Origin of the sequence: Streptomyces sp. NBC_00647, assembly GCF_045207245.1 — a bacterium.
Classification (GTDB): domain Bacteria; phylum Actinomycetota; class Actinomycetes; order Streptomycetales; family Streptomycetaceae; genus Streptomyces.
Map to the genome: position 1 here is coordinate 7,054,556 of NZ_CP109040.1, position 13,381 is coordinate 7,067,936.

At 73.4% G+C, this 13,381-nt stretch carries 8 protein-coding genes; 4 read left to right on the plus strand and 4 right to left on the minus strand.

Annotated elements, in window-relative coordinates; translation table 11 throughout:
• The first annotated feature begins 55 nt into the window (after positions 1-55).
• On the plus strand, positions 56-1,057 hold the full coding sequence (gene ilvC / locus OG788_RS31175) for a ketol-acid reductoisomerase (protein WP_326785360.1): 1,002 nt from the start codon (positions 56-58) through the stop codon (positions 1,055-1,057).
• Between the two features lie 310 nt (positions 1,058-1,367).
• Positions 1,368-2,957: a phosphoglycerate dehydrogenase gene (serA, locus tag OG788_RS31180; RefSeq protein WP_406374610.1), complete on the plus strand. Its 1,590-nt coding sequence runs from the start codon at positions 1,368-1,370 to the stop codon at positions 2,955-2,957.
• Positions 2,958-3,040: 83 nt separating this feature from the next.
• Here the strand turns inward: serA and OG788_RS31185 are convergent, their stop codons facing one another.
• Together OG788_RS31185 and OG788_RS31190 are read right to left on the minus strand one after the other, a co-directional pair.
• Positions 3,041-6,013 (minus strand): AAA family ATPase, encoded by a 2,973-nt coding sequence (locus OG788_RS31185; RefSeq protein ID WP_406374611.1) that lies wholly within the window; start codon positions 6,011-6,013, stop codon positions 3,041-3,043.
• Positions 6,014-6,325: 312 nt separating this feature from the next.
• Positions 6,326-7,894, minus strand: coding sequence for an MFS transporter (locus OG788_RS31190; protein WP_406374612.1), 1,569 nt, complete (start codon positions 7,892-7,894; stop codon positions 6,326-6,328).
• Positions 7,895-8,004: 110 nt separating this feature from the next.
• Here OG788_RS31190 and OG788_RS31195 point away from each other — a divergent pair, with 110 nt between their 5' ends.
• Positions 8,005-8,589, plus strand: coding sequence for a TetR/AcrR family transcriptional regulator (locus OG788_RS31195; protein ID WP_351541753.1), 585 nt, complete (start codon positions 8,005-8,007; stop codon positions 8,587-8,589).
• Positions 8,590-8,829: 240 nt separating this feature from the next.
• Here OG788_RS31195 and OG788_RS31200 read toward each other — a convergent pair whose 3' ends face one another.
• A complete protein-coding gene (locus OG788_RS31200) occupies positions 8,830-9,939 on the minus strand; it encodes an MFS transporter (RefSeq protein ID WP_406376895.1) in 1,110 nt (369 codons plus the stop codon).
• Positions 9,940-10,382: 443 nt separating this feature from the next.
• Here OG788_RS31200 and OG788_RS31205 point away from each other — a divergent pair, with 443 nt between their 5' ends.
• Positions 10,383-11,810, plus strand: a complete 1,428-nt coding sequence (locus OG788_RS31205; RefSeq protein ID WP_406374613.1) for a PLP-dependent aminotransferase family protein — start codon at positions 10,383-10,385, stop codon at positions 11,808-11,810.
• Between the two features lie 54 nt (positions 11,811-11,864).
• On the opposite strand, the gene OG788_RS31210 is transcribed toward OG788_RS31205, so the two are convergent.
• A complete protein-coding gene (locus OG788_RS31210; protein WP_406374614.1) occupies positions 11,865-13,268 on the minus strand; it encodes a PucR family transcriptional regulator in 1,404 nt (467 codons plus the stop codon).
• Positions 13,269-13,381 lie beyond the last annotated feature (113 nt).

Genomic DNA, 13,381 nt, shown 5'->3' on the forward strand with positions numbered 1-13,381 from the left:
CCCGCCGTACGGTGGGACGCAACACCGGAAATACCGGAAAACAAGGAGAACCCCAGTGGCCGAGCTGTTCTACGACGACGACGCCGACCTGTCCATCATCCAGGGCCGCAAGGTCGCGGTCATCGGCTACGGCAGCCAGGGCCACGCCCACGCGCTGTCGCTGCGCGACTCGGGTGTCGACGTCCGCGTCGGTCTGCACGAGGGCTCCAAGTCCAAGGCGAAGGCCGAGGAGCAGGGCCTGCGCGTGGTGACGCCGTCGGAGGCCGCGGCCGAGGCCGACGTCATCATGATCCTGGTGCCGGACCCGATCCAGTCCCAGGTCTACGAGGAGTCCATCAAGGACAACCTCAACGACGGCGACGCGCTGTTCTTCGGCCACGGCCTGAACATCCGCTACGGCTTCATCAAGCCCCCGGCCGGCATCGACGTCTGCATGGTCGCCCCCAAGGGCCCGGGCCACCTCGTGCGCCGCCAGTACGAGGAGGGTCGCGGCGTTCCCTGCATCGCGGCCGTCGAGCAGGACGCGACCGGCAACGCCTTCGCCCTCACCCTCTCGTACGCCAAGGCCATCGGCGGCACCCGCGCCGGCGTCATCAAGACGACCTTCACCGAGGAGACCGAGACCGACCTGTTCGGTGAGCAGGCCGTCCTCTGCGGTGGCACCGCCGCCCTGGTCAAGGCCGGTTTCGAGACGCTGACCGAGGCCGGCTACCAGCCGGAGATCGCGTACTTCGAGTGCCTGCACGAGCTGAAGCTCATCGTCGACCTCATGTACGAGGGCGGCCTGGAGAAGATGCGCTGGTCCGTCTCCGAGACCGCCGAGTGGGGCGACTACATCACCGGCCCGCGCATCATCACGGACGCCACCAAGGCCGAGATGAAGAAGGTCCTCGCCGAGATCCAGGACGGCACGTTCGCCCGTAACTGGATGGACGAGTACCACTCGGGTCTGAAGAAGTACAACGAGTACAAGACCCAGGACGAGAACCACCTCCTGGAGACCACCGGCAAGGAGCTGCGCAAGCTCATGTCGTGGGTGAACGACGACGAGGCGTAAGCCGTACGACGGGGGGCCGGGGCGGCATGCTCCGGCCCCTTCGCCGAACCGCGGGTAACGCCCGTGGACACGGTGTTGGACATCCCGTCCAGCCACGGACGGGTGATCCTTCCGCGGAGGCGCAGGACGACCTCGGCGGCGCCACTACACTGCTCCACATCAACAACGCGTCAGGCCCACAGCGTCGTGCGTCTTCCACGCGGCTCAAGCGACCCCCCAAGAAGTGCAGGCACGCCCCGGGGCCGCTACAAACCCTCCACCGCCTGCGGCCGTCGGGACGGCCGTCCGCATTGGACTTGTGAGGACTCACGTGAGCTCGAAACCTGTCGTACTCATCGCTGAAGAGCTGTCGCCCGCGACCGTAGACGCCCTGGGCCCGGACTTCGAGATCCGGCATGTGAACGGCGCGGACCGCGCCGAGCTGCTGCCGGCCATCGCCGACGTCGACGCCATTCTGATCCGCTCGGCCACCAAGGTCGACGCCGAGGCCGTCGCCGCCGCCAAGAAGCTGAAGGTCGTCGCACGAGCCGGCGTCGGCCTGGACAACGTCGACGTCTCCGCCGCCACCAAGGCCGGCGTCATGGTCGTCAACGCCCCCACCTCCAACATCGTGACCGCGGCCGAGCTGGCCTGCGGTCTCCTCCTCGCCACCGCGCGCCACATCCCGCAGGCCAACACGGCCCTGAAGAACGGCGAGTGGAAGCGCAGCAAGTACACCGGTGTCGAGCTCGCCGAGAAGACCCTCGGTGTCGTCGGCCTCGGCCGCATCGGCGCGCTCGTCGCGCAGCGCATGTCCGCGTTCGGCATGAAGGTCGTCGCCTACGACCCGTACATCCAGCCCGCGCGGGCCGCGCAGATGGGCGTCAAGATCCTCACCCTCGACGAGCTGCTCGAGGTCTCGGACTTCATCACCGTGCACCTGCCCAAGACCCCCGAGACCCTCGGTCTCATCGGTCACGAGGCGCTGCACAAGGTCAAGCCGACGGTGCGCATCGTCAACGCCGCGCGCGGCGGGATCGTCGACGAGGAGGCGCTGTACGCGGCGCTCAAGGAGGGCCGCGTCGCCGGCGCCGGCCTCGACGTGTACGCGAAGGAGCCCTGCACGGACTCCCCGCTGTTCGAGCTCGACGAGGTCGTCTGCACCCCGCACCTCGGCGCCTCCACGGACGAGGCGCAGGAGAAGGCGGGCATCTCCGTCGCGCGCTCGGTGCGCCTCGCCCTCGCCGGTGAGCTCGTCCCCGACGCGGTCAACGTCCAGGGCGGCGTCATCGCCGAGGACGTCAAGCCCGGTCTGCCGCTCGCCGAGAAGCTCGGCCGCATCTTCACCGCCCTCGTCGGCGAGGTCGCGGTCCGCCTCGACGTCGAGGTGTACGGCGAGATCACCCAGCACGACGTGAAGGTGCTCGAACTCTCCGCGCTCAAGGGCGTGTTCGAGGACGTCGTCGACGAGACGGTCTCGTACGTCAACGCCCCGCTGTTCGCGCAGGAGCGCGGCGTCGAGGTCCGTCTGACCACGAGCTCGGAGTCCCCCGACCACCGCAACGTGGTCACCGTGCGCGGCACGCTCGGCGACGGCCAGGAGGTCTCGGTCTCCGGCACGCTGGCCGGCCCGAAGCACCTGCAGAAGATCGTCGCCGTCGGCGAGTACGACGTGGACCTCGCGCTCGCCGACCACATGGTCGTGCTGAGCTACGAGGACCGTCCCGGCGTGGTCGGCACCGTCGGCCGCATCCTCGGCGAGTCCGGCATCAACATCGCCGGCATGCAGGTCGCCCGCGCTGCCGTCGGTGGCGAGGCCCTCGCGGTCCTCACCGTCGACGACACGGTGCCGCAGGGCGTCCTCACCGAGCTCTCCGACGAGATCGGCGCGACGTCGGCGCGATCGGTGAACCTCGTCTGAGGTTCTCCCGCGACGCTTCCGTCACGTGAGCACAGGGCCGGGACACCCGAGGGTGTCCCGGCCCTCGCGCGTCCTGCGCCGCCTCACGCGGACGGTGTCGTCTCCGGCTCGATCAGGCCCTCGCGATAGGCGATGGCCACGGCCTCGGTACGGCTCGCCGCGCCCAGTTTGCCCAGGATGTTGGAGACATGGACGCTCGCGGTCTTGCCGGTGATGAACAGTTCCTCACCGATCTGGCGGTTGGTGCGCCCCCGGCCGAGCAGCCGCAGCACATCGCTCTCCCGGGCGGTGAGCGCGGCGATGCGCTCCCCGGCGGCGGGTGACCCGGCGAGGCGACCGCGCCGGATGAGCGCGTCCAGGGCCTCGCACAGCGGCACCGCACCGAGGCGCAGGGCGGTCTCACGGGCCGCGCGGGCCTGTTCGGCGGCCTCCTCCCGGCGGCCGGCCGCGAGGAGGGCTTCCGCGAGCCGCCTCCTGCTGCGGGCCAGCTCGTACGGATCGCCGTAGCCGAACGCCGTCACGGCCCGCTCCCAGGCCGCGACGTCCGGACCGGTGCGGGCGCGCAGCCCCTCCGCCTCGGCGCGGGCGAGCCAGGCCAGTCCCTCGGGTCCCTGCTCGGTGGCGTCCCCGCTCTGGGCCGCCGTGCCCCGGGCCAGCTCCACCAGCTCGGACGCGGTGTCCGCCCAGCGGTCGGCGCCCGTCGGGTCGCCGGACCGGCGGGACTCCTCGGCCGTGTCCGCGACCGCGGACAGGGCGAGCGCGGCGAGCCGCACCACGACGGGGGGCCGGTCGGTGCCCGAGACGTCCGTGAGGGCATCGGCCGCGGTGTGCAGCCGCCGTACGGACTCCTCGGCGTCGCCGCGCAGCGCCGCCCCGTCGGTCAGCACGATGCTCGCGACGAGCGTCGCCATCCAGTCGAACGGCCGGTCGAGCAGTGCGCGGGCCCCGGTGACCGCCGCGTCGTGCTCGCCGCGGGCCAGAGCGACGTACAGGGCGGGGCCCGTCGCGAACCCGCCCGCCGACGGCAGCAGTTCGGAGTCCTCGGCGGCGGCTCGCGCGCACTCGTCCCAGCGGCCCAGCGTGTAGAGCACCAGGGACTGGAGATAGCGCAGCTCCAGGGCGTACGGAGAGGAGAGGAGACCGGCGCGGCGGGCACGGCCGAGGCCGTCGTCCAGCCAGGTCAGGCACTCGTCCAGGTCGCCGGATTCGTAGCACCCGATGGCGAGGTTGAACAGTGCCCGCATCTCCACCGGGAGGTTCCCCGCGCCGCGGGCCAGTTCGCGGGCCCGGCTCAGCCGGTCGCGGCCCTTCGGGGTGCGCCGGTTGTGCGCGTCCATGCCGACCAGAGAGATCGTCAGGTCGGCCTGGGCGTCGACCAGTCCGAGCCGCTCGGCGGTGGCCAGCGCCTGCCGGGCGACCCGCTCCGCGTCCTCGTCCCGTCCCACATAGCGGGCGGCCATGACATGGGTCGCGGCCGCCCACACCCAGGTGTACGAGGGCGGCTCGGCGGGGATCATCGCGAGCGCCTCGCTGCTGTACGTGAACGCGGCCTTCAGGCTGTCGATCCGCATCAGATGGCCCGCGAGGGTGTACCGCACCCGGGCGGCGAGCTCGGAGTCGGCGTCCGAGCCGGCCCGGGCGAGCGCGTCGCGGGTGAGGTGGACCGCGCGATGGGACTCGCCGGCGCGGGCGGCTGCCGCCGAGGCACGCAGGGTGAGGGCGACCGTGCCGCCCTCGGGGCGGGCGGCGGCGTCCACCGCGGGCCACAGTTCGAGCGCGGTCTCCAGATGGCGCAGCTCCTCGGCGGGCGCGCCGACGCCCTGGGCGTGGTCGGCGGCTTCGAGGGAGGCGGTGAGCGCGTCGGCCAGGTCGTGGCTCTCGCGCGAGTGATGGGCGCGCTCCGCCGCGTTCTTCGCCGAACGGGCTTTCCCCGCGAGGAGTTTGGCGAACAGCCCGTGCAGCCGGACCCGCTCGCCGGGCAGCAGGTCCGCGTACACGGCCTCCCGGGTGAGCGCGTGCCGGAACGAGTACGTCGCGTCGCCACCGGGCAGCAGCAGCTGGTGGCCGACGGCCTCCCGCAGCGCCGACTCCAGCTCGTCCTGCGGCAGTTGTACGGCGTCACGCAGCAGGTCGTGCTCGACGCGGCGCCCCGCGACGGCCGCCGTGCGCAGCACCTGCTGGGCGGTCTCGGAGAGTTGCTCGATGCGGATGAGGAGGACGTCGGCCAGTCCGCTGGGCATGGCGGGGGAGCCGGGGCCGTCGTCACCGGGCAGCGCGGCGAGCAACTCCTCGGCGTAGAAGGCGTTGCCCTCGGCGCGGTCGACGATGCGGCGGACCGTGGTGTCGGAGACGGGGCCGGTGCGCAGCGCGCGCACGAGCCGGGCCACGTCGGCGTCGGCCATCGGCCGCAGCTCCAGCCGGTCGACGGCGGGCAGCCGGATCAGCTCGGCGAGCAGGGGGCGCAGCGGGTGGCGGCGGTGCAGGTCGTCCGCGCGGTACGAGGCGAAGACGGCCAGGCGGCGGGCGGGGCCGCCGGGCGCGGGCCGCTGGAGGACGCCCCGGCTGAGCAGGAAACGGAGCAGGTCGCGGGAGGACTGGTCCGCCCAGTGGAGGTCTTCGAGGATCAGCAGGAGCGGGGCGACATCGGACAGGTCGGCGAGGAGAAGCGCGATGCCCTCGAAGAGCTGGAGGCGGCTGCCGGGGTCCGGTGCGGTGCCGGCGCCCGATCCGCCGCCGGTCAGCCGGTGCACCGCCGGGTGGGCCGCGAGGGCCGGGGCGAAGCGGTCGTCGGCGGCCAGGGCACCGAGGATCTCCGTGAACGGGAGGTACGGCAGGCCCACGTCTCCGAGGTCCACGCAGTGGCCGGTCACGACCGTCATCCCGGCGGCTGCGGCGTGCGCCGCGGCTTCCGTGAGCGTGCGGGTCTTGCCGACGCCGGCGTCTCCGGCCACCAGGACGGCACGGGGGTCGCCGTCCATGGCCCGCTCCAGCACGCCGGTGAGCCGGGCGAGTTCGTCCCCCCGGCCGATGAACGGCGTACCGAATGTCTGTGCCACGACACCCATCCTGGCACGCTCCACCGACAACTCCCCGGTGCCGGCCTCCCGGGGACCCGTTCCGTACTGGCCCCCTCGGCCGAGTCCGCGCCCGCGCCACCCCGACGCCCCTGTCGCGCCCGGACGCCGAGCGGTGCCGGGCGCCGCACCCGTGCCGATGCGGGGCGGGCCGGCACGACGGACGGGTTCCCCCCCGGCGTGCCGGGGGCGGCGGCCGGAGTTTCGACCCGTGCCGATGCCGGGCGGGCCGGAGTCGTCCGGCCCGCCCGGTGGGTGGGTGGGTGCGGGCGTCGGCCGCCCGGCGGGTGGGTGTCAGGCCGTCGCCTGCTCGGGGGCCACCGCTTCCGGTGCCTCCTCGGTCTCGCGCACCGGCACCTTGCGCAGGGTGGCGCCGGCGAGCGCCGCGGCGCCCAGCAGGAGGATCACGCCCGCGATCGCCGCCGCCTGCATGCCGTTGGTGAACGCCTCCCGTGCGGCCCGCGCCAGGGCCTGGCCCGCGTCGCCCGGCAGGTGTCCGGCCACGGCGAGCGCGCCGCCCAGCGTCTCGTGGGCCGCGGTGGGGACGCCGGCCGGGATGTCCTGGCGGTAGACCGCCGTACCGATGGAGCCCAGGACGGCCATGCCGAGGGCGCCGCCGAACTCGGCACCGGTCTCCAGCAGGGAGGAGGCCGAGCCCGCGTTGCCGACGGGGACGGTGCCGAGGGCCAGGTCCATCATCTGCGACATCACGGTGACGATGCCGGCGGCGAGGACGCCCGCGCCGGCCAGCACGAGCCACAGGGAGTCGGTGCCGGCGAGGGTCAGCAGGCCGTAACCGCAGGCGGCGGTCACGAAGCCGCCGGAGACGACATGGGCGCGGTCCACGCCCTTCTGCACGAGCTGCGCGGAGACCGGTGCGGCCACTCCGACCAGGACGGTGGGGAGCAGGGCCCACAGGGCGGCCTCCATGGAGCTCTTGCCGAGCACCGACTGGAGGTACTGGGTGGTGAAGTACGCCGAGCCCAGCATGCCGAACGAGGCGATCAGGTTGAGCACGACGGCGGGCGCGAAGCCGCGGCCGCGGAACAGGGCGGGGGAGATCAGCGGGGACTTCGCGGTGCGCTGGCGGTGGACGAACAGGGCGGCGAAGACCAGTCCGACGAGGACCGAGACGACGTACTCGGTCTTCCAGCCCTCGGACGGGATCTCCTTGATGCCGTAGATCACGGGCAGCACGGCGGCCATGGACAGCGGCACGCTGAGCAGGTCGAAGCGGCCGGGCTCCGGGTTCCTGGACTCGGGGAGCAGGATCGGGCCGAGGACCAGCAGCAGCACCATGGCGGGCAGGTTGACGAGGAAGACCGAGCCCCACCAGAAGTACTGGACGAGGACACCGCTCATCACCGAACCGAGCGCGATACCACCGGTCATGACGCCGGACCACATGCCGATGGCCTTCGCGCGCTGGCCGGGGTCCGTGAACATCGTGCGGATGATCGCCATCGTCGACGGCATCAGGGTCGCGCCGCCGATGCCGAGGACCGCGCGGGCCGCGATCAGCATCTCGGCGCTGTTCGCGTAGGCCGCGAGCACCGAGGCGGTGCCGAAGGCGGCGGCGCCGAACAGGAGCAGCTTGCGGCGCCCGATGCGGTCACCTAGCGAGCCCATCGTCATCAGCAGCCCGGCGAGCACGAACGCGTAGATGTCGAAGATCCACAGCTGCTGGGTCCCGCTCGGCTCCAGGTCCGCGCTGATCGAGGGGATCGCGAAGTAGAGGACCGAGACATCCATCGAGACCAGGAGCAGCGGAAGCATCAGCACGCCGAGGGCGGTCCATTCACGGCGGCCGGCCAGCGCGCCGGGGGCGCCGGAGGTGGGTGTCGTGCTCGTCGGGTTCGTCATGGCAGGGACTGTACGCACGTCTTAAACGCCTGTCTAGTACGAGCGTTTAATACGCCCGTCCTTGACGTTCGTATGGGACGGTTGTCTGAATTCCGGGTACGCTGGCCGGCATGGGACACCGTGAGGATCTGCTCGAAGGCGCCAAGCGCTGCCTGCTGGAGAAGGGCTTCGTGCGCACCACGGCGCGCGACATCGTCAAGGAGTCGGGGACGAATCTGGCGTCCATCGGCTACCACTACGGGTCTAAGGACGCACTGCTCACGCAGGCCTTCGTGGAGCTGATCCAGGAGTGGGGCGAGAAGTTCGACCCGGAGTCGGCGCGCGAGGTCGAGCCCGGGGGCTCCGTGGAGCGTTTCCGCAGTGTGTGGGCGCGGATGCTGGAGTCCTTCGAGGACTTCCGGCCCCTGTGGGCGGCCAGCATGGAGATCGCGACGCAGGGGGACCGGGTGCCGGAGCTGCGGGACCTGATGGCGAAGGCCCAGATCGAGGGACGGTCCGGGCTGGTCGCGATGTTCACCGGGCGGGACGAGGAGACGCTCGACGAGGCGACGGTGAAGTCGCTCGGCGGCTTCTATCAGGCGCTGCTCAACGGCCTGATGGTGCAGTGGCTCTTCGACCCGGCGAGCGCGTCCACGGCCGACGAACTCACCGACGGGCTGCGCCGCGTGATCGACGGGGCGCGCGAGGCGAAGTGAGCCCGGCCGGCCGCGCGGCGGGCTTCCGTGAGGCCGGCCTCCGGGCGGCGCGGCGAACCTCCGCGCGGCGGGCCTCCGCGCGGCGAACCTCAGCGCGGCGAACCTCCGCGCGGTGGTCGTCCCCGAGGCCACCGCCCGCTCGCGCACCCGGTGGTCATGTGCCCATCGGGCCGCTCGCGCACCCGGTCGTCATGCGCCCGGTCGTCATGCGCCCGATCGGGCCGCTCGCCCACCCGGTCGTCATGCGCCCGCCGGACCGGCCGGGCACCCCTTGGGGGCGGGGGTGCGCAGGTCCCGGACGGCCGGGACCAGCGCCACCAGCATCAACGCGCCGGTGATGGCGAAGGCGGCAGCGTAGCCCGCCGGTCCGGCCAGGGTGCCGAAGCCGACCGCGCCGACGCCCATGCCACCGTCGTACGCCAGATTCCACAGCGCGCTGACCGTGCCGTAGCCGGAGGCCGGGACCCGTGCGTACATCAGGGTCAGGGTCGCGTTCTGGGCGATGCCGAAGCCGACGCCGAAGACGGCCACCCCGGCCACGACGGCGACCGGGCTCCCGGTGAACGCGGTGATCAGCATGCCGCCGGCCGACAGGAGCAGGCTTGGCAGCACGAGCCGCGCCGGTCCGTGCCGGTCGCCGTACCGGCCCGCCGCCCAACGGGCCGCGGTCGATGCGGCGGGCTGCGTGAAGAGGGCCACCGCGACGACCCCGGAAGCGGCGGCGGGGACCGCCAGCGGCAGGAAGGTGACGATGATCCCGGTGGCCAGGGCGGTGGTCGCGAAGACGATCGCGGGCCGGGCCAGGGCGCCGGTCCGCAGGGCGGCCACCATCCCCACCGGCTTCTCCGACGTCGCCTCCCGGTCGGGCAGGCCCGGCACCGACGCGACGGCGGCCAGCGCGGCCACGCCCGCGGCGACGGCGACCGGGGTGCAGCCCACGTGCGCGGCCAGCCACACGCCCAGGGGCAGGGCGATCAGCGACGGTACCCCGGAGACCACGCCCACCAGCGCCAGACCCTCACCCCGCCGTTCGGCCGGGATCAGCGAGGCGGTGAGCGCGCCGCCCGCCACCAGCGTGAGCGCGAAACCGAGGCCGCGGACCAGGCAGACCAGCACGATCCACGCCAGGGAGTGCGAGACGGTGAGGACGAGGGCGGGCGCGCCGAGCAGGGCGAGGCCGGCGATCAGCGCCACGCGGTATCCGTAGCGCGCCACGAAGCGGGGAGCGGCGAGTTCGCCGAGGACCGTGGACAGCATCAGGGCACCGGTGGCCGGGCCCGCGCCCGAAGCCGTGGCGTACGCGGGGACGACCGAGAGCAGCAGGAAGAAGCTCACCGAGGCGCCGATCATGCTCACGAAGCGGAGCATCAGGGGCCGGGTGAGCAGCGGCGGCCGGGCGGCGGACCCGCAGGCCGGAGCCGTCACTGTCGTCGGAGCCGCCGTAACGGACACCTGATCCGACGGAGCGGGCCTGGCAGGCACGACAGAAGTGGTCGGCGCGGGCGCGGGCGCCGGGGCTGGGGCCGGGGCCGGTGAGGGCATCGCGTCCGGACCCGTACTCGCGTCCGGACCCGTAGCCGTCCTCGCGTCCGGACTCGGAGCCGGGCTCGGAGCCGCTCTCGCATCCGGACCCACATCCGGGCTCGGAGCCGGGCTCACATCCGGACCCACATCCGGACTCGGAGCCGGACCCGTAGCCGGACTCGGAGTCGTCCGGGGCGGCTGCGGCATCGAGGGAGTCGTCATGGGGACGACGTTAGAATCCGGCCGGACCGCCGGTAAGCTCCAATTTCATGCCTCCGCAGTGGGCCGGTCTGTCGCCCGAGCTGCTGCTGTCCGTCGACCGGGACAGCGGCGAGCAGCTCCGCGCCCAGCTGGAGCGGCAGGTCCGCGACGCGATCCGCACCGGCCGCCTCGGCGCCGGTGAGCGCCTTCCGTCCTCCCGTGAACTCGCCCGCGAGCTCGGTCTGTCGCGCGGCCTCGTCCAGGACTGCTACGCCCAACTCCAGTCGGAGGGCTATCTGGTGACCCGCGTCGGTTCCGCCACGCGGGTCGCGGCGGGAGCCCATGTGCCGCCCGGGCCCGCCTCCCCGGACCCGGCCGCCCCGCGCCTGATCGCGGACTTCCGGCACGGCGTACCGGACTTGGGAAGCTTCCCGCTCGCCGACTGGCTCTGGGCGACGCGCGAGGCGGGCCGCGCCATGCCGACGGCGGATCTGGACTACGGGGACCCGCGCGGGAGTTCGGTGCTGCGCGAGGTCGTGGCCGGCTATCTGCGCCGGGTACGGGCGGCCGCGGCCGACCCCGAGCGGATCGTCGTCTGCTCCGGCTACGCGCAGGGGCTCGGGCTGACGCTGCGCAGCCTGGCGCTCGCCGGTGTGCGAGTGGTGGCGTACGAGGATCCGGGCGGTCCCGCCACCGCGTCGGCCGCCGCCGGGGCCGCGGGACTGACGGCCGTGCCTGTGCCGGTGGACGAGGACGGCATCGACGTACGGGCCCTCGACGCGACCGGAGCCCGCGCCGTCATCGTCACCCCGGCGCACCAGTGGCCCACCGGGGTCGTCCTCGCCCCCGCGCGCCGGCTCGCCCTCATCGAGTGGGCGACGCGGCGGGACGCGTACGTCATCGAGGACGACTACGACGCCGAGTTCCGCTACGACCGGGAGCCGGTGGGCGCGCTCCAGGGGCTGGCCGCGGACCGGGTGGTCTCGATCGGCACCGTCAGCAAGTCGCTCGCCCCGGCGCTGCGCATCGGCTGGCTGCTGTGCCCGCCCGCGCTCGCCGTCCCGGTCGCGGAGGCCAAGCGGCTCACCGACCGCGGCTCCCCGACCCTGGACCAGCTCGCCCTCGCGAAGCTGATCGAGTCCGGCCGCTACGACCGCCACCTGCGCCGGATGCGCACCGTCTACGCGGCCCGGCGCACGGCCCTGGTCACCGCGCTCGCCACGCACGCTCCGGAGATCCGGCTCACCGGACTGGCCGCCGGGTTCCACGCGGTCCTGCACCTGGCGGCGACGGCCGACGAACGGTCCGTCGTCGCCGCGGCCCGGGATCGCTCCGTCGGCCTGTACGGCATGAGTGCCTGCCGCTCCGGCCACGCGTCGACACCGGCCCAACTGGTGCTCGGCTTCGGCGATGTGGGGGAGCGGGCGATCGCCGAGGGGATGGCGGCGGTCGGTGATCTGCTGACACCGGACGCGAGGCCGGCCGGTCGGTCCTGAGGTGGCGGCACGGGACGAGCCCGAGCCCTTCCGGAGATCGAGGGGCCCCGCGAGCTAGAGCCGCGCGCCCTTCAGCGCCATGTGCAGCAGGAGCCGGTCCTCGCCGTCGTCCAGGTCGAGGCCTGTGAGCTGTTCCACCCGGGACAGGCGGTAGTAGAGCGTCTGGCGGTGGATGCCCAACTCGGCGGCCGTGCGGCCGGCCTGGCCCGCCCGGTCGAGGAACACCTCGGCGGTGCGCGCGAGTTCGCTGTGCGCCGGTGCCAACAGGGCGCGTACGACGGGGTCGTGAGCCACCTCCCGGGGCAAGGCGGTGAGGAGCCGGAAGGGGCCGATGGCCCCCCACTCGGCGACCGGGCCGAGCCGGGGTTCGGCCAGCACCGCACGCGCGGCGGCGGCCGCCTCGTGCCAGGCGGCCCCCAGTTCCCCGAGTCCCACCCGGGCCCCGGCGATCCCGGCAGCCGCCGTCCCGCCGTGGGAAGCGGCTCCCGCGGCGGCGCCCGGGGAAGCGGCTCCCGGGGCGCCGTGGGAGGAGGCGGCTGCCACCGTCCCGCCAGGGAGTCCGGAGACGTCCGAGGCACTGGCACCGCCGGGAGACGCGGACGTCGAAGCGGCGCCCTTCCGGGCCGGTCCCGCCGCACCGCCCGGACGGCCGGACCCGGTGGACCCGGCCGCGCCGCGCCCGCCCGCCGCCTCCCGCACGAACCGGGCGGCCGCCGTGAGCGCGGGCGTCAGTACGTCCGGCGAACGCAGCCGGACCAGCAGGGCCAGGCTCTGGCCCGTCGAGCCCCAGGGGATGGTGCACAGCGCGGTCGCGCCCGGCACCGTACGGGCGGAAGGTGCGTCGTCCGGGTCGGCCGAGGGCCACGGCGCCACGCACACCACCGTGTGCAGTCCGTCGCCGCGCGGGCCGAGTGCCGTGCGCAGCTCCGCCACCGCCATGTCGCGCTGCCAGCCGCGCTCGGCGGTCAGGACGGCGCGCAGCTCGCGGGTGAGATCCGCGCCGGCCTGCGCCTCGTCCGCGAGCAGGGCGCCGATGCGGGAGGCCACCTGCATGGCGGCGGTCAGCTGGGCGTCGGTGGGACCCGGGTCGTCGTCCAGCAGCCAGACGTAGCCGAGGACGATGCCCCGATGGCGCACCGGGAGACAGATCCGCCCTCGGTAGACGCCGGCCTCCGGGGTCGGCGGGATGCGGACGGGCCCGGTGGCGCGGGTGATGCCGAAGCCCTCGAACCAGGTGCGGACCGCCGTGGTGGAGCGGCGGGTGAGGATCGAGCGGGTGCGCACGGGGTCGAGGGCGGAGGGATCGAGGTCGCCCTCGCTGTCGTACGCGCCGAAGGCGATCAGCTCGAAATCACGGTTCTCCAGCGTCGCGGGGACGCCGAGGAGCGCCGAGATCTCGTCGACCAGCTCTTGGTAGTCGCCTCTGTATTCACCGCTCACCCGGGCATTCTCGCGCATTTCCGCGAGCCCTTCATACATATGTCTGAGATCCGGGGCACGGATGCGTGACAGCTGTCGATGGCCGAGGATCGGAGAGATCCTTAGGTTTCACGGTGGTTCTCCGTGCCGTA